14 protein-coding genes are annotated in these 17,484 nt (G+C 55.0%); 11 read left to right on the forward strand and 3 right to left on the reverse strand.

All coding sequences use genetic code 11. The features are described 5' to 3' along the window. Positions 1 to 55 precede the first annotated feature (55 nt). The 3 genes from AB4Y96_RS04355 (at position 56) to AB4Y96_RS04365 (ending at position 1,116) form a co-directional block, all read left to right on the forward strand. Positions 56 to 517 (forward strand): Lrp/AsnC family transcriptional regulator, encoded by a 462-nt coding sequence (locus tag AB4Y96_RS04355; protein WP_441915910.1) that lies wholly within the window; start codon positions 56 to 58, stop codon positions 515 to 517. Positions 518 to 599: 82 nt separating this feature from the next. Next, positions 600 to 845: a type II toxin-antitoxin system Phd/YefM family antitoxin gene (locus AB4Y96_RS04360; RefSeq protein ID WP_441915911.1), complete on the forward strand. Its 246-nt coding sequence runs from the start codon at positions 600 to 602 to the stop codon at positions 843 to 845. Continuing rightward, positions 835 to 1,116 (forward strand): type II toxin-antitoxin system RelE family toxin, encoded by a 282-nt coding sequence (locus AB4Y96_RS04365; protein WP_441915913.1) that lies wholly within the window; start codon positions 835 to 837, stop codon positions 1,114 to 1,116. Before AB4Y96_RS04360 ends, AB4Y96_RS04365 begins: the two co-directional genes overlap by 11 nt. On the opposite strand, the gene pdeM is transcribed toward AB4Y96_RS04365, so the two are convergent. After that, positions 1,113 to 1,829: a ligase-associated DNA damage response endonuclease PdeM gene (gene pdeM, locus AB4Y96_RS04370; protein ID WP_441915914.1), complete on the reverse strand. Its 717-nt coding sequence runs from the start codon at positions 1,827 to 1,829 to the stop codon at positions 1,113 to 1,115. The genes AB4Y96_RS04365 and pdeM overlap by 4 nt on opposite strands. Then, entirely contained in the window at positions 1,826 to 4,345 is a 2,520-nt protein-coding gene (locus AB4Y96_RS04375; RefSeq protein WP_441916035.1) for a ligase-associated DNA damage response DEXH box helicase, read from the reverse strand. The genes pdeM and AB4Y96_RS04375 overlap by 4 nt, the downstream gene beginning before the upstream one ends. Positions 4,346 to 4,624: 279 nt before the next feature. Between AB4Y96_RS04375 and AB4Y96_RS04380 the strand changes: the two genes are divergently transcribed. Next, positions 4,625 to 5,644, forward strand: coding sequence for a ligase-associated DNA damage response exonuclease (locus tag AB4Y96_RS04380; protein ID WP_441915915.1), 1,020 nt, complete (start codon positions 4,625 to 4,627; stop codon positions 5,642 to 5,644). Then, a complete protein-coding gene (locus tag AB4Y96_RS04385; protein ID WP_441915916.1) occupies positions 5,641 to 7,266 on the forward strand; it encodes a cisplatin damage response ATP-dependent DNA ligase in 1,626 nt (541 codons plus the stop codon). Before AB4Y96_RS04380 ends, AB4Y96_RS04385 begins: the two co-directional genes overlap by 4 nt. 31 nt (positions 7,267 to 7,297) lie before the next feature. Here AB4Y96_RS04385 and AB4Y96_RS04390 read toward each other — a convergent pair whose 3' ends face one another. After that, complete coding sequence (locus AB4Y96_RS04390) at positions 7,298 to 8,095, reverse strand: DUF1295 domain-containing protein (protein WP_441915918.1); 798 nt, start codon at positions 8,093 to 8,095, stop codon at positions 7,298 to 7,300. 574 nt (positions 8,096 to 8,669) lie between these two features. On the opposite strand from AB4Y96_RS04390, the gene AB4Y96_RS04395 reads away from it, so the two are divergent. The 6 genes from AB4Y96_RS04395 to AB4Y96_RS04420 all read left to right on the forward strand — a co-directional run bounded on the left by AB4Y96_RS04395 (position 8,670) and on the right by AB4Y96_RS04420 (position 17,483). Continuing rightward, positions 8,670 to 10,265, forward strand: coding sequence for a peptide ABC transporter substrate-binding protein (locus tag AB4Y96_RS04395; protein WP_091885533.1), 1,596 nt, complete (start codon positions 8,670 to 8,672; stop codon positions 10,263 to 10,265). A 190-nt stretch (positions 10,266 to 10,455) separates the two neighbouring features. After that, complete coding sequence (locus AB4Y96_RS04400; protein ID WP_441915920.1) at positions 10,456 to 12,054, forward strand: peptide ABC transporter substrate-binding protein; 1,599 nt, start codon at positions 10,456 to 10,458, stop codon at positions 12,052 to 12,054. Positions 12,055 to 12,114: 60 nt separating this feature from the next. Beyond that, on the forward strand, positions 12,115 to 13,707 hold the full coding sequence (locus tag AB4Y96_RS04405; RefSeq protein WP_441915922.1) for a peptide ABC transporter substrate-binding protein: 1,593 nt from the start codon (positions 12,115 to 12,117) through the stop codon (positions 13,705 to 13,707). A 63-nt stretch (positions 13,708 to 13,770) separates the two neighbouring features. After that, the gene (locus tag AB4Y96_RS04410; RefSeq protein WP_441915924.1) at positions 13,771 to 15,366 is read left to right on the forward strand and encodes a peptide ABC transporter substrate-binding protein; all 1,596 of its coding nucleotides are present in this window, start codon (positions 13,771 to 13,773) and stop codon (positions 15,364 to 15,366) included. 70 nt (positions 15,367 to 15,436) lie between these two features. Continuing rightward, positions 15,437 to 16,360: an oligopeptide ABC transporter permease OppB gene (gene oppB / locus AB4Y96_RS04415; RefSeq protein ID WP_091885544.1), complete on the forward strand. Its 924-nt coding sequence runs from the start codon at positions 15,437 to 15,439 to the stop codon at positions 16,358 to 16,360. Beyond that, positions 16,353 to 17,483 carry an ABC transporter permease gene (locus AB4Y96_RS04420; protein WP_441915926.1) on the forward strand — a complete coding sequence of 377 codons (1,131 nt, stop codon included), beginning with the start codon at positions 16,353 to 16,355 and terminating at the stop codon, positions 17,481 to 17,483. Before oppB ends, AB4Y96_RS04420 begins: the two co-directional genes overlap by 8 nt. Position 17,484 lies beyond the last annotated feature (1 nt).

Here is a 17,484-nt window from a genome sequence, read left to right on the forward strand (position 1 = left end):
TCGGTGGAGGCATAATATGCATGTATCGTGCATATTATTGATAAGGAATGCATGAATGGAACACCTTGATGCATTTGACCGCAAAATACTGTCTTCCCTGCAGGAGGACGGACGACTCACGAATAACGAACTTTCCGAACGGGTCAACCTGTCGGCCTCCCAGTGCTCCCGCCGCCGTTCAAGGCTGGAAGAAGAGGGATTTATCCGTGGTTACAGGGCAGAAATTGACCGGGAAAAGCTTGGCCTTGGTATCGTGAACATCATCTCAGTGACATTGGCGACCCACAATCGCGACAACTCCCGCCGTTTCTCCGAGCTGATTTCAAAGCTGCCACAGGTGATGGAGGCTCATGCGCTCACCGGCGAGATGGATTATTTCATCAAGGTGGTCACGCCAGACCTGCGCGCACTTTCCGCCTTCGTCAATGAGGTGCTGCTACCGCATGAATCCGTACAAAACGTCAAAACCGCCATCGTGCTTGATACACTCAAGGAAGATGGCCGCCTGCCGATTTGATCGAACCCATTTTGAGCTTTATAAATAGATCGAATTATTATACTTATGTAAGCACTAAATTTCATACTGAATGGAGATTGCCATGCAACGTGTCGAAGCCTCGGTGGCGGTGACCGTATCAGACCTCAAGAAAAGCCCAACCGCGATCATGAATGAGGCGCAGGGCGAAGCGGTGGCCGTACTCAACCACAACCGCGTCATGGCTTATATGGTTCCCGCTGATGTTTACGAAGCCATGCTTGATCGACTTGATGATATACATTTGGCTGAAATCATCAAATCCCGGTCGGATGAAAAGGGCGTTCCGGTCAATATTAATGACCTTTAAGCTTGAGTTCCTTCCATCCGCCCGCAAGGAATGGGACAAGCTTGGCGCTACGATCCGCCAGCAACTCGTCAAGAAGCTAAGGGATCGACTGGAGATGCCTCGCGTCCCCAGTGCCGCCCTGCATGGCATGCCTGATCATTACAAGATCAAGCTGCGGCAGGCGGGCTATCGGCTGGTTTATCGGGTCCATGACGAAACCATAACGGTGCTCGTCGTGGCCGTAGGGAAACGGGAACGCAGCGAGGTCTATAACCTCGCGAGAAAGCGCTAGGGATAAAGCGCCTTGCGCAGCATGGGATAAACCCTGTTGTGGCCGAGCATATAGGCCTTGAGGTTGGTACCATCAAACAGGCCGTGAAAGGCCCGGCCAAGAACATTCAAGCCGCCGGTATATGCGCCAAAAGCAGGCATGATCATGCGCGTGTGATCGCTGACAAAACAGCGCCTTTGCACCGCCTGGCCACGCCTGACGACTTTTGCCGCGGGATGCAGATGTCCGGCGATTTCGCCCAAGGGGGAGCCTTTTGAAGGTTCATGGCGAAACACCAGCGAGCCGAAGGCAAGTTCTCTATAGGTATCACCGGGAAGATCAGCAGGATGATCAGGGTCGTGATTGCCTGTAATCCATATCCAGTCGCGGCCCTGCATGAGTGCCGCCAGCTGCCGCGCATAAATTTCGGGCAGGCGGGCGGCGGCATCGCCATCGTGGAAACTGTCGCCAAGGCTGATAACGCAGGTGGGATGATAACGGGCAATGCATGCCGCCAGCACTTTCAGTGTGGAGGCGGTGTCATAGGGCGGCAGCATCATGCCGCGCCGGGCAAAGGACGAACCTTTTTCGAAATGCAGGTCCGAGACGATGAGGATACGGTCGGCCTCGAGATAAAGCGCCCCTGATGGATCACAGATGGCCGTGTGCCCGGTGATGTCGATTTCAACAGCGCCGTGCAGCATTGTCCTTGTTGTGTGAACCGCCAGATTCATTTGCCTTCCATCATCTCGCGGGTCAACTCGTCTGCTATCTCTTCCAGAAGCGTTTCGTGGGCTTCACCCGGAACGCGTTCCTTGCCAATTTCCATCATCACGGGAACAGCGAGCGGTGATATCCGGTCGAGATCCTTATGAATGATGTGACCCTTGATTCGTGCCAGCATATCGGCAAGACGGCGAATGTCGAGAAGCCCGGTGGCCGCATCGGCGCGTGTGGCCTGAATGAGGATATGGTCAGGCTCATGCGTGCGCAGGACGTCATAGATGAGATCCGTCGAGACTGTGACCTGCCGCCCGGTCTTTTCCTGACCGGGATGGCGCTTTTCCACCAGCCCCGAAATCAACGCGCAGTTGCGGAATGTGCGCTTGAGCATCCAGCTTTCGGACAGCCATGCTTCAAGATCATCGCCCAGCATGTCCTCATCGAAAAACTCGGAGAGCGGCAACTCGCCATTCTTGAACATGCGGCCCATATCGCGCAGTCCCCAGATCGACAGCGCGTAATCCGTAGCGACAAAGCCCAGCGGCCGGGCCTTTGCCCGTTCAAGCCGCCGCGTCAGCAGCATGCCAAGCGTCTGATGCGCAAGCCGACCTTCAAAGGGATAGATCACCATGTAGTAGCGTTCACCGCGCGGAAAGGTTTCAACCAGCAGGCTGCCGGGATCAGGCAGCACCGATTTTTCTTTCTGGATTCTAAGCCAGTCGCTGACCTGATCGGGCAGGGCGCCCCAGCGATCAGGGTCCGCAAGCATGGAGCGCACCTGATCAGCGAGGTAAGTGGTCAGCGGGAATTTGCCACCTGCATAGGCGGGGATTTTGGCGTCAAACCCTTCGGCATTTGAAACGATACATTCATTCTCGCGGATACCCTCGAAGCGCAGCACCCGGCCGGAAAAGAAGAACGTATCGCCCGGCGACAGTGCTTCTAGGAACGACTCTTCGACTTTGCCAAGCACAGGCCCGCCGCGTGCATTGCCGCCTTTACCGCGCTGCCGGGTGAGGCGAACATTGAGGCTGGGCGCCTCGATGATGGTGCCGACATTCAGCCGGTATTGCTGGGCAAAGCGAGGATGGGTGATGCGCCATGAGCCGTCGGCGGTCTGGCGTATCTTGGCGAAGCGTTCGTAGCTTTTCAGCGCATAGCCGCCGGTTGCCACAAAGTCGACAATCCGATGAAACGTTTCATATGGCAGGGTCGCATAGGGCAGGGCTGTGGTGATCTCGTCGAAAAGTGCCTGTTCATGAAACGGTTCAGCGCAGGCCATGCCCAGCACATGCTGGGCGAGCACATCAAGCGAACCATCGCCAAGCGGCGGCGTGTCCTGCGCCCCGAGATAGTTTGCGTCGAGCGCCGCCTGACATTCCATTACCTCGAAACGGTTGGCCGGGACAAGAATAGCCCGCGACGGTTCGTCCATGCGGTGGTTAGACCGTCCGATACGTTGGGCGAGGCGGCTCGCGCCTTTGGGTGCGCCCACATGGATGACCAGATCGACATCGCCCCAGTCGATACCGAGATCAAGCGTCGACGTGGCGACAACAGCGCGCAGCGCATTGTTGGCCATGGCCTCTTCCACCTTGCGGCGCTTGCTGACGTCAAGCGAACCATGATGCAGCGCGATAGGCAGATTGTCATCGTTTGCCATCCAGAGATCATGAAACAGTCGCTCTGCCTGGCTGCGGGTGTTGACGAAAATCAGCGTCGTCTTGTGCCGTTTGATCGCCTCATAGACGCCCGGCAGTGCATAGACAGCCGAATGACCAGCCCAGGGAATACGATCCGTGGATTCAAGAATGGTGATATGGGGTTTGGCACCACCTTCGACCTTGACGAGGCTCGCCATGGGCATGCCGTTCACCTGCGGCAACAACCAGCGCCGCAGGGCGTCGGGATCGGCAACCGTTGCCGAAAGCCCGATCGTCTGTAGTCCCGGTTGCAGTTTTCGCAACCGGGCCAAACCGAGGGACAAGAGGTGGCCACGTTTGGATGTGACCAGTGAATGCAGCTCGTCAAAGATCACATAGCGCAAATCGGAAAAGAACCGCCCCGCATCCTTGTTGGCAATCAGCAAAGCAAGCTGTTCCGGTGTGGTCAGGAGAATATCGGGTGGAACAAGCTTCTGGCGTTGCCGCTTATGGGCAGGCGTATCGCCGGTGCGGGTTTCGATGGTGATATCAAGACCTATCTCTTCGATGGGTCGGGCCAGATTGCGCTCGATATCAACCGCCAGCGCCTTGAGCGGCGAGATGTAGAGCGTATGGACACCGCGGCTGGTGGTATTGCTTTTGCCGCGCGTTGAAAGATCAACCAGTGCAGGCAAAAAGCCCGCCAGCGTCTTGCCTGCACCTGTGGGCGCAATGAGCAGCGCAGAATGGCCAGCCTGCGCCTCCTCCAGCAATTCCAGCTGATGCGCGCGGGGCGACCAACCCTTGGCCTGAAACCAGTCCAGGAAAGGTTTTGGCAGGAGTGTGCTGTCTTCAGCAAAAAGGGGCTTTGTCTTGGTGCTCACAAGAGCGAATGTAATGATGCGCGGGAAAAGCGCCAAGTTTTCTTTCGCCTGTCTTCGTTAATGAAAGAGCATGGAGGAAATGTTGTCGGTTTCACCCCCCTCTGTCCTGTCGGACATCTCCCCCACAAGGGGGGAGATCAGCTGTATTACTGCCTTTGCACAATCTGCAATGCTTCCGGTTGTGGGAAAGCGCTCGTGTCAATGTGATCTCCCCCCTTGTGGGGGAGATGCCCGACAGGGCAGAGGGGGGTGTGACACCGCTGCATCGAGTGTTCCCCCATGCTGACCCGCCCAGAAGAACTTTTGCGATCAACACCGGAAGGTCTCTATTCGCCAGCGGGGGATTTTTATATCGATCCGGTCAGCCCGGTTGAACGCGCCTTGATCACCCACGGCCATGCGGATCATGCGAGATCGGGCCACCAGAAGGTCATGGCCACCCGTCAGACCCTTGATATTATGGGCATACGCTATGGCGATGATTTTGCTGGATCCACGCAGACAGCCGAGCTTGGCGTTGTCACCGAAATCAACGGCGTAAAAGTCAGCTTTCATCCGGCTGGCCATGTGCTCGGCTCCGCCCAGATTGCGGTTGAGAAAGATGGCATGCGCATTGTCTGTTCGGGCGACTACAAGCGGGCGGCTGATCCAACCTGTCTTGGCTTCGAGCTGGTGCCCTGCGATGTGTTCATCACCGAAGCCACATTCGCCCTACCGGTGTTCCGTCACCCCAATGCCAGGGACGAAATCGCCAAACTGCTGAAATCCATTGCCCAGTTTCCCGAGCGGTCGCACCTTGTGGGTGCCTATGCGCTTGGCAAGGCGCAGCGCGTTATTCGCATGATGCGTGATGCGGGCTATGACAAGACAATCTACATTCACGGCGCAATGACAAAGCTTTGCGACTATTACCAGTCGCAGGGTATTGATCTTGGACCATTATCCTCCGCCACCGTGGAAACGGGCACACCGCAGGATTTCGCCGGTAGCGTTGTCGTCGGGCCACCATCGGCTTTCCTTGACCGGTGGGCGCGACGTTTTCCTGATCCTGTATCGTGCTTTGCATCGGGCTGGATGAGCATTCGCCAGCGGGCGCGCCAGCAGGGCGTCGAGTTGCCGATCATCCTGTCAGACCATTGTGATTGGGATGAACTTACCGGTACAATCAAGGAGTTGGCGCCGTCGCAGATCTGGGTCACCCATGGACGCGAAGAGGCGCTTGTCAGATGGTGCGAGCTTAATGGTTTTGCCGCACGGCCGCTCAATCTTGTCGGCTATGAGGACGAGGGAGATGGATGAAGGAATTTGCCGCGCTGCTTGACCGGCTGGTACTGACGCCGCAGCGCAATGGCAAGATCACGCTGCTCGTCGACTATTTCAGGCAGACACCCGACCCGGACCGGGGCCTTGCCCTTGCTGCGATTACGCGTGATCTTGACATCGCCAATGTCAAACCCGCCATGCTGCGCGGGCTCATTGCCGAGCGCGTGGATGAGCAGCTTTTTGCCTATTCCTATGATTATGTCGGCGATCTTGCCGAAACCATTTCCCTTGCCTGGGCAGCCAAAGAGCCATCGCGGGTCAACGCCATTCCGACCCTTGGTGATGTCGTCGCTTCACTGGCGCGCGCCTCACGCAGCGATGCGATAAGGCTGGTGGAAAAATGGCTTGATCAGCTCGATGCATCCGCCCGTTATGCTCTTTTGAAGCTGGTCACCGGTGGTCTGCGCATTGGCGTTTCGGCAAGGCTGGCCAAGCAGGCACTGGCGGATTTCGGCAAAGTGGATGTCGGCGAGATTGAAGAACTCTGGCACGGGCTGAAGCCACCCTATGAATCTCTCTTCGCTTGGCTTGAAGGAAAAGCGGAAAAGCCGGCAAGCCTTGCTGCCGCGCCATTCCGCCCGGTTATGCTGTCCACCCCGCTCGAAGAAACCGACTACGCGAAAATCATCGCAGAAGATTATGCGGCGGAATGGAAATGGGACGGCATCCGCGTGCAATTGACCGCGGAGGCCGGGCAGCGCCGCATCTATTCGCGCACGGGCGATGATATCTCCCATGCCTTTCCTGATATTGCCGATGCCATGAATTTCGAGGGCACACTGGACGGCGAACTGCTCGTTGCACGCAGTAGCACCGACACCATAGAGATCGGTGCCTTCGGTGATCTGCAGCAACGGCTCAACCGCAAAATTGTCACGGCCAAGCAGATGGAAAGTCATCCGGCTTTCGTGCGGCTCTACGATCTGCTGTTTGATGGCGCAGAAGATATCCGGGCCTTGCCCTTCGCCGAACGACGGGAAAAACTTGAGCGTTTTGTCGCCACACTCGACGCTACGCGTTTCGATTTGTCACCGCTCGTACCCTATGAAACGTTTCATGATCTGGTGGAGCTGCGAAAAAACCCTCCGCACCCCATCATCGAAGGATTGATGCTGAAGCGGCGCGACTCCACTTACGTGCCCGGACGTCCGAAAGGACCCTGGTTCAAATGGAAACGCGATCCCTTCATCATTGACGCCGTGCTCGTCTATGCGCAGCGCGGCCATGGCAAGCGATCCAGCTTCTACTCGGATTATACTTTCGCCGTCTGGACCGGCCCCGAAGAGAACCCACATCTCGTGCCCGTCGGAAAGGCCTATTTCGGCTTTACCGACGAAGAATTGAAACAACTCGACGCCTATGTGCGCAATAATACCACGGAGCGTTTTGGCCCGGTGCGATCAGTGCGGGCGGAGCCGGATCATGGGCTCGTGCTGGAAATAGCCTTTGAGGGACTGAACCGGTCGAAACGTCACAAGTCAGGTGTTGCCATGCGGTTTCCGCGTATTTCGCGCCTGCGCTGGGACAAGCCGCCGATTGAGGCGGACCGGCTGGAAACACTGGAATCCTTGCTGCGCAATGCCGATCCTGTGGATTGATCTGACTTGCCCCTGAGCATTTCGGCTCCGGTCATTTCTGCGGAGGCATGGGGAAAAAGATGCTGGTGCGCTGCTGATAATCCCGGAAAGCCTGACCGCGTGTCGCCAGCATATGTTCCTCCAGCGGCGGCACCCCTGATGTATGACGCAGCAGTATGTACATCAGGACAGGCGCGGCGAGCGTCAGCCAGCCATGTACATAATCACCATCGAAATCCGCCGCAATCAGCACATAGGACACCCAGCCAAGCCATTCAAAAAAATAGTTCGGATGGCGCGACCAGCGCCAGAGGCCGGTGTCACATATCTTGCCGCGATTGGCGGGATTGCGGGAAAACCGCTTGAGCTCCCAATCGGCAATCGCTTCACCCGCAAGGGCAATAATCATAACCACAAGCCCAAGATAATCCGGAAATTCGAGATCTATGTCAGGCCGGGCGGCGGCGATATAGACGCTGATAACAAGCAAAATCCCGGCGAACGCCTGGCTTTGCAGAAAAAAGAACATGCGCGAATTGGCAGCAGAACCCCACTCCCGGCGCAAACGTGCATAACGCGGATCGTCCTCGCTGTTGAGCGTGCGAAGCAGAATATGTCCACCCAACCGCAACGACCAGAGCGCGAGCAGAATGATCACCAGCCATTTTCGCGATGACGAGACCATATCGTTTGAAAACAGAATCGAGAGAATGCCAATAGCGCCCACACCGAACGACCAGAAAGTGTCAGCCCACCCGCTATTGCCGGTCATACGCTGCGCGAGGAACGCGCAGGCCATGACAACGCAAAGGGCGACAGCTGCAATGATGAGAATGACCGGAGCTGTCATGCATTTGACCTGTTATTCACGATGGAGTTTGGCTGATGTTCAAAAAGGCGGGACAACATAACATACAGGATTTTTCCAATCGGCAAATCACAACAAGGAATGGACCCATTTTTGTCCGTAGCCCCGAAACGAAGTTTGCAGTGTCTTGAAGCGGTCTTTCGAGCCGACAGTTTCCTTATCTTTTAGTCTTATATCAGATAGCAAGACAGCCAGCTCTGATCACTAGTGCTAAAATCTGAACAGCATACGAAACGCTTCGATAACCAAATTTCAATTTTGATGAAAAATCCCGAAACAGGTGGTGCGATAGCGCATGAACGACGATTTTTGATCAGAAAAAGGCGAGAATTGGCCCGGCGGTCCACATCATGCACATTTTTTTTGACGTTTTCGTAAAATTGGCTTCTACGCCAAACAGCCTGAAAATGCTGCTTATTCCCGCTCTTAACTCGATTTAGGTCATTTCGACGACTCGCACAATTCGCATAATTCGGAAAATCGACGGCTTGCGTTTGGCCAAATTTTGGCTTTTGTTCATGCCTTCATAATTCTTCAAAGGGGAAGGACTAAAAAAATGTCATTTATGAAACTCAATCTCCGTGCGGCACTGCTGCTTGGATCGCTGATGATAGGCGCAAGCCCGGCACTGGCTGAGACCGTGCTGCATCGCGGCAACAGCGGTGAACCACAGACGCTTGATCAGGCACAGACCTCGATTGATATCGAGGCATTCATCGTCAAGGACCTCTATGAAGGCCTGACGATTTATGATGCCAACGGCAAGATTGTTCCAGGCACAGCTGAAAGCTGGAAAGTTTCCGATGATGGCACAGTTTACACCTTCAAGCTGCGCGACAAGGCCAACTGGTCCGATGGCACCCCAGTAACTGCTGAAGATTTTGTCTTCTCGATGCGCCGCGTCGAAGACCCGAAAACAGCCGCCGGATATGCCAATATTCTTTATCCGATCAAGAATGCCGAAAAGGTCAACAAGGGTAATGCAAAGCTTGAAGAACTTGGCGTAAAGGCAATTGATGCCAAGACTCTTGAAATCACGCTCGAACGTCCAACCCCGTTTTTTATCGAGCTGCTTTCGCACCAGACCGCACTGCCAATCAACAAGGCAAGCTTTGAAAAGAATGGTGCTGATTTCGTCAAACCGGGCAAGCTGGTTGGCAATGGCGCATTCAAGCTGCTTGAGCATGTACCGAACGACCATCTGACCGCTGCCAAGAACGAGAATTATTGGGACGCGGCAAACGTCAAATTGGACAAGGTGATTTTCTATCCTCTGGAAGATCAGGCGGCAGCCGTCCGACGATACGAAGCGGGTGAACTCGACCTCGTTTACAACTTCTCTTCTGACCAGATCGAGCGCATGCGCGCTGCCAATGCCAAGCAGGTCCACGTGACCCCGGCGATGGCGACCTATTACTACCCCTTCGATACACGTACTGCGCCATTCGATGATGTTCGCGTTCGTCGCGCTCTTTCCATGGCCGTTGACCGCGACTTCCTCGCCAAGGACATCTATAACGGCACCAAATTGCCTGTCTATTCTCTGGTTCCTCCGGGCATGGAAAATTACGGCGAACCATCCAAGGCCGATTTTGCCGACCTGTCACAGCTTGATCGCGATGATCAGGCCGTGAAGTTGTTGAAGGAAGCGGGCTTCGGCGAAGGCGGCAAGCCGCTCAACATCGAAATCCGTTACAACACCAACCCGAACCACGAACGTGTGGCAACGGCTGTTGCTGATATGTGGAAGAAGACATTGGGCGCCAATGTGACGCTGATGAATCTCGATATCTCATCGCACTACGCCTATCTGCAGGAAGGCGGCAAATTCAACGTTGCCCGTGCAGGCTGGACAGCCGACTATGCGGACCCGGAAAACTTCCTCAACCTCAATGTCAGCAGCAACAAGACCTTCAATTATGGGCACTATTCCAACCCGGAATTCGATGCGCTGATGAAGAAATCCTATGAAGAGCGCAATCCGGCAGAGCGCTCGAAGATTCTGCATGCAGCAGAAGCGTTGATCATGCGCGACCAGCCGATTGCGCCTTTGATGAATGACGCCAACCTTTGGCTCGTGGCCGACAAGGTCAAGGGCTGGGGCGATAACCCCAACAACGAACATCTGAGCAAATACCTCAGCGTTGAATAGCAAAGTCTGACGCGCAATCTGCACTCGCAGGTTGCGCGTCTTCATTTGCCCGGCTCGTTATGTGCCACTTTTCCGACCGCAAAATCAAAAACCTGATCGACCCGCCACTATTCTTTCACCGGATAGTGAACGGGAAAACATTGCCATTTCATACCGATCACTGACCAATCATTGGTGAGGAGACAGCCAGATGACGTTTGTAAAGTTCAATTTTACCGCCGCATTGCTTGCCGGATCGCTTCTTCTTGCAGCCAGCCCGGCACTTGCCGAAGCTGTTCTGCACCGTGGCAATAGCGGTGAACCGCAAACGCTCGACCCGTCGCAAACATCGCTTGAAATCGAGGCGTTCATCCTGAAGGACCTCTATGAGGGTCTGACAAGCTATGATCCCGCCGGCAAGATCGTTCCGGGCGCTGCCGAAAGCTGGACCGTCTCTGATGACGGTACCGTTTACACGTTCAAGATCAGAGCCAATGCCAACTGGTCTGACGGATCGCCCGTCACCGCGGATGATTTCATTTTCTCGTTCAAGCGCGTCGAAGAGCCAAAGACAGCTGCTGGCTACGCCAATATGCTTTATCCGATCAAAAATGCCGAAAAGATCAACAAGGGCGAACTTCCCATCGACCAGATGGGCATGAAGGCAATCGATGCCAAAACCCTTGAGATCACGCTGGAACGGTCAACACCGTTCTTCGTCGAATTGCTGGCGCACCAGACGGCGCTGCCTGTCAATAAAGCCAGCCTTGAAAAGAACGGCGCCGAGTTCATCAAGCCCGGCAAACTCGTCTCCAACGGAGCGTTCCAGCTCGCTGAACACGTGCAGAACGATCACCTGACTGCAGCCAAGAACCCGCATTATTGGGGTGCGGCGGATGTGAAGCTCGACAAGGTGATCTTCAATCCGACCGAAGATCAGGCGGCAGCTGTGCGGCGTTTCGAAGCCAAGGAACTGGATCTCGTCTACAATTTCTCGGCTGATCAGATCGAACGGCTGCGCGCATCCATGGGCGATCAGGTTCGTATCACTCCGGCGCTGTCGACCTATTTCTATTCATTTGACACCCGCGTTGAACCCTTCAGCGATGTGCGTGTGCGCCGCGCACTGTCCATGACCATCGATCGCGATTTCCTGTCGAAGGAAATCTACAAGGGCGCCCAGCTTCCCGCCTATTCGCTCGTACCGCTTGGCATTGCCAGTTACGGGGAACCGGCCAAATCCGATTTTGCCGACATGTCGCAGCTTGATCGCGAAGATAAAGCGCTTGAACTGATGAAAGAGGCTGGATACGGCGAGGGCGGCAAGCCGCTCAATATCGAAATCCGCTACAACACCAATCCCAACCATGAGCGCGTTGCCATCGCCGTTGCGGATATGTGGAAGAAGGCTTTTGGTGCCACTGTCACCCTGCTGCAGAACGACGTTAGCGCCCACTACGCTTACCTGAAAGAAGGCGGCAAATTCAACGTGGCCCGCGCCGGCTGGACGGCTGATTATGCCGATGCAGAAAACTTCATGGTTATTAATCTGAGCACCAACACCACGTTCAATTATGGCCGCTGGAACAACCCGGAATTTGATGCCCTCGTCAAAAAGTCCTACGACGAGAAAGACCCGGCTGCCCGCTCCAAAATCCTGCATGAAGCCGAAGCCTTGGTGCTGCGTGAACAGCCCGTCGCGCCGATGATGAATTTCGGCCAGCTCTGGCTTGTCTCCAACCGGGTGAAGGGCTGGGCAGATAACGGCACCAACGATCACCTCAGCAAATATTTTAGCCTTGAACAGTAACCGCTTGGCCGCTGCGCTATGCGCAACGTGTTTAGACAGACAGTGAAAGGACGGTCGACGATGTCGGTGAAATTCAATTTACGTGTTGCGGCGCTGTTGGGCACGTTGATGCTTGCTGCAAGTCCCGCCCTTGCCGAAGTGGTTCTGCATCGCGGTAACAGCGGTGAGCCCAATACGCTCGATCAGGCACAGACATCCATCGATATTGAAGCTTTCATCGTCAAGGACCTGTATGAAGGGCTGACAATCTACGATGCCAGCGGCAAGATTGTTCCCGGTGCAGCGGAGAGCTGGAAAGTCTCTGACGATGGCACTGTTTACACCTTCAAGCTGCGCGACAAGGCCAACTGGTCTGACGGCACGCCGGTAACGGCTGAGGATTTCGTCTTCTCCTATCACCGCATCGAAGACCCGAAGACAGCGGCCAAATACGCCAATATTCTCTACCCGATCAAAAATGCCGAAAAGATCAACAAGGGTGAAATGCCTATTGATCAGCTTGGCGTGAAAGCTGTTGATGCGAAGACGCTCGAAGTCACATTGGAGCGGTCAACACCCTTCTTTCTGGAACTGCTGGCACACCAGACTGCGCTCCCGATCAATAAGGCGAGTTTCGAAAAGAACGGTGCTGATTTCGTCAAACCGGGCAAGCTGGTCAGCAATGGCGCTTTCAAGCTGCTTGAGCACGTGCCGAATGACCATCTGACTGCTGGAAAGAACCCCGAATATTGGGACGCTGCCAGCGTCAAGCTCGACAAGGTGGTTTTCTATCCAACCGAGGATGATGCGGCGGCGCTTCGGCGTTTTGAAGCCAAGGAAATGGATATCGTCTTCAATTTCTCGGCGGATCAGATCGCGCGGCTGCGCAAATCCTGGGGTGAGCAGGTTCATATTTCACCGCGTCTTGGAACCTATTATTACGCCTTTGACTCGCGCACCGAGCCATTCAATGATGTTCGTGTGCGCAATGCGCTGTCCATGGCGATCGACCGCGATTTCCTTGCCAATGAAATTTACAGCGGTGCCCAGCTGCCAGCCTATTCCGTTGTCGCTCCGGGTATCGCCAGTTATGGCGAGCCGGAAAAACCAGCTTTTGCCAGCATGTCCCAGCTGGATCGTGACGACAAGGCAGTCGCTCTGATGAAGGAAGCCGGGTATGGCCAAGGTGGCAAACCGCTGAACATTGAAATCCGCTACAACACCAATGCCAACCACGAGCGTATCGCCACTGCGGTTGCTGATAATTGGAAGAAAACCTTCGGCGCCAACGTCACCCTGATGAACCTCGATGTGTCATCCCACTACGCCTACCTGCAGGAGGGCGGCAAGTTCAACGTCGCGCGGGCAGGATGGATTGCTGATTACGCCGATGCTGAAACCTTCCTCGCGCTCCACATGAGCACCAACAAAACCTTCAATTACGGACATTACAACAATCCGGAATATGACGCGCTGATGAAGAAATCCTACGACGAGCGCGATCCGGTGGCCCGTTCCAAAATCATGCACGAGGCGGAAGCCCTGCTGGCGCGCGACCAACCGACCACCACTTTGATGAACAGTGCCAATCTTTGGCTTATCGCCAGCAAAGTCAAAGGCTGGGTTGATAATGCTCCAAACGAACATCTGAGCAAATTTCTGAGCCTTGAATAGCAACCGCTGCACGCCGTGCCTTGGGCAGCGTGTTCAGATAGAGAAGAGAAAGGACGGTAGACGATGTCTGTGAAGTTCAATTTACGTGTCGCGGCGCTCTTGGGCGGGCTTATGCTGACGGCCAGTCCGGCCCTGGCTGAAGCGGTTCTGCATCGCGGCAATGCGGGCGAGCCCAACACGCTTGATCAGGCGCAGACATCCATCGATATCGAAGCCTTTGTGGTGAAGGACCTTTATGAGGGTCTGACAGTTTATGACGCCCACGGCGCTATCATACCGGGTGCGGCGGAAAGCTGGAAAGTCTCCGATGATGGCACCGTCTATACGTTCAAATTGCGCGCCAATGCCAATTGGTCCGATGGCACGCCGGTGACAGCAGAAGATTTCGTGTTCTCTTACCGCCGTATCGAGGACCCAAAAACAGCTGCGAAATATGCCAACATTCTCTATCCGATCAAAAATGCTGAAAAGATCAACAAGGGCGAACTGCCGACCGATCAACTTGGTGTCAAAGCTGTCGACGCCAAGACCGTCGAGATCACACTGGAACGTGCGACGCCCTTCTTTATCCAGTTGATGGCGCACCAGACGGCGCTGCCCATCAGCAAGGCCAGTTACGAAAAGAATGGCCCTGATTTCGTCAAGCCCGGCAAGATGATTTCCAATGGTGCTTTCGAGCTTGTCGATCACGTGCAGAACGATCATCTGACTGTCGCAAAGAACCCAGATTACTGGGATGCGGCCAACGTCAAACTGGACAAGGTCATCTTCTACCCGCTGGAGGATGATGCAGCGGCAGTCCGGCGCTTCGAAGCAGGCGAGCTGGATACAGTCTACAATTTCTCAGCTGACCAGATCGAACGGCTGCGCAAATCATGGGGTGATCAGGTTCACGTCACACCAGCGCTGGCGACGTATTACTATGCGTTCGACAGCCGCACCGAACCGTTCAATGATGTTCGTGTGCGCAACGCGCTTTCCATGTCTATTGATCGCGATTTCCTTACCAAGGAAATCTATAGCGGCGCGCAATTGCCAACCTATTCGCTTGTCCCTCCGGGCCTTGCCACCTATGGCGAACCATCCAAAGCTGCTTACGCCGACATGTCGCAGCTGGACCGCGACGACAAGGCCGCCTCCTTGATGAAAGAGGCTGGTTACGGCGAAGGCGGCAAGCCGCTCAATATCGAAATCCGCTATAATACCAATGCCAATCATGAGCGGGTTGCCACGGCTGTCGCCGATATGTGGAAAAAGGCATTCGGCGCGAAGGTCACTCTGATGAACCTCGATGTGTCATCGCATTATGCCTACCTGCAGGAGGGCGGCAAGTTCAACGTCGCCCGGGCCAGCTGGTTCGCGGATTATGCCGACGCTGAAAACTTCCTTGCCCTGAATGTCAGCAGCAACAAGACATTCAACTATGGCCACTACAACAATCCGGAATATGACGCGCTGATGAAAAAGTCCTATGACGAGCGCGATCCTGATGTCAGGTCAAAAATCATGCATGAGGCGGAAGCCCTGCTGACCCGCGATGAGCCCATCGCATCGCTGATGAACAGCGCCAATCTCTGGCTGATTTCCAAAAAGGTCAAAGGCTGGGGCGACAATCCAACCAACGAACACCTGAGCAAATATCTGAGCCTTGCGGAATAATGAGCCGGGTCCAATAGAGTGAGTAGGTGCAGCTACTGCGGAAGCTGCACAGAAGAGAGAGTATATCTCCATGTTTCATTTCGTCCTTCGCCGACTGGCGAGTGCGGTGCCGACATTGTTTATTGTCGTCACCATTTCGTTCTTCCTGATGCGGTTTGCACCGGGCGGTCCCTTCAACCTTGAAAGACCGCTGCCGCCAGCGACGATGGAAAACCTGATGAAGGCTTACCATCTGGATCAGCCGCTCTGGAACCAGTATCTGCAATATCTCAAAAATGCAGTGACCGGTGATTTTGGACCGAGCTATATCTATAAGGACAATACGATTGCCGAGCTGATCGGCAAGGGTCTGCCTTACTCGGTGGAACTCGGCTTTTATGCCCTGCTGCTCGCGCTCTTCGGCGGCGTTATTGTCGGGACGATCGCAGCTTTGCGGCAGAACAGCATACTCGATTTCCTGATCATGTCCGTCGCAACCATCGGCGTGACCGTTCCGAACTTCGTTGTCGGTCCGGTGCTGACATTGATCTTTGCCGTGCTTTTGTCTCTCTTGCCTGCGGGCGGTTGGGGCGATGGCTCATGGCGCTTCCTCATATTGCCGATGATCGCTCTAGCACTGCCACAGCTTGCGGTATTTGCCCGCCTCACGCGTGGCTCGATGATTGAAGGTCTGCATACGGATCACATCCGCACGGCACGCGCATACGGCTTGCCGCCAAGGACAGTCGTGATCACCCATGCGATGCGCGGCGCGCTGCTGCCTGTTGTCTCTTATCTCGCGCCCTGCGCTGCTGCCTTGCTGACAGGTTCTGCCGTGGTCGAAACCATTTTCACCATTCCTGGCGTCGGTCGCTACTTCGTGCTGGGCGCTATCAATCGCGATTATACGCTTGTGATGGGAACCGTGGTTCTCGTGGCGATTTTCGTTATCGTTTTCAATCTCGTGGTCGATATTCTGTACGGCCTTCTTGATCCGAGGGTTCGCCATGACTAATGTGTCCACAACAATCATCCCAGAGGAAGAATCCAAGGGGCGCAGCCTGTTTCAGCTGGCGACACTCCGCTTCCGCCGCAACCGAGCAGCGATGGCTGGTTGCGTCATGCTGTTCTTCATCACCATCTTTTCGTTCTTCGGACCGTATTTCCTGACCCACACCTATGATCAGGTTTTCTCGTCCTATGTCACGATCCCACCCAGCATCGAGCCGCTTCCAAAGGCAGATACGCTCGGCGATGTCATGAAGGGCGTCGCAAGCCGCGCCAAGGTGGAGCTGAGGGAATTTGCCGTCAGCGGCAATACATTCACGGCGACCATCCATTCGGATCAGACCATTGATCCGCGCACGACGCGCTATTTTGATCGTGCAAACGAGTTCGACGATACCCAAGTTGCCGCCACGGAAGATGATGGCAAGACCCTGAAACTCTCAGGCAACGTCAACCGCGAATACTTCTTCTTCGGCACTGACGCCAATGGCCGCGATATGCTGGCTCGTGTCATGCTGGGCGGACAAATCTCGCTGGCTGTCGGCTTTCTCGCCAGTCTTGTCTCGCTTGCCGTGGGCGTCACCTATGGGGCGATCTCGGGTTATCTCGGCGGCCGCGTCGATAATGTGATGATGCGCCTTATCGAGATTCTTTATTCGCTGCCCTTCGTGTTTCTCGTCGTGGTTCTCGTCGTCTTCTTCGGGCGAAGTTTTATCCTGATCTTTCTGGTGATCGGTGCGGTGGAATGGCTTGATATGGCACGTATTGTGCGCGGTCAGACCCTTGCACTCAAACGCCGGGAATTCATCGGAGCGGCGCAGGCCTTGGGGTTAACAGACTGGCAGATTATCCGCCGTCATATCATCCCTAATACAATTGGTCCGGTTATCGTGTTCGTTACGGTCGTGGTGCCGAAAGTCATTCTTCTGGAAAGTTTTCTGTCCTTCCTCGGTCTTGGTGTTCAGGCACCGCTGACCAGTTGGGGCGCACTGATTTCCGAAGGCGCAAACAAGATGCAGTCCGCACCCTGGTTGCTGATTTTCCCTGCCATTTTCTTTGTCATTACCCTGTTCTCGCTGAACTTCATCGGTGATGGCCTGCGTGATGCACTCGACCCGAAGGACCGCTAAA

The organism is Phyllobacterium sp. TAF24 (genome assembly GCF_052113785.1).
Classification (GTDB): Bacteria; Pseudomonadota; Alphaproteobacteria; order Rhizobiales; family Rhizobiaceae; genus Phyllobacterium.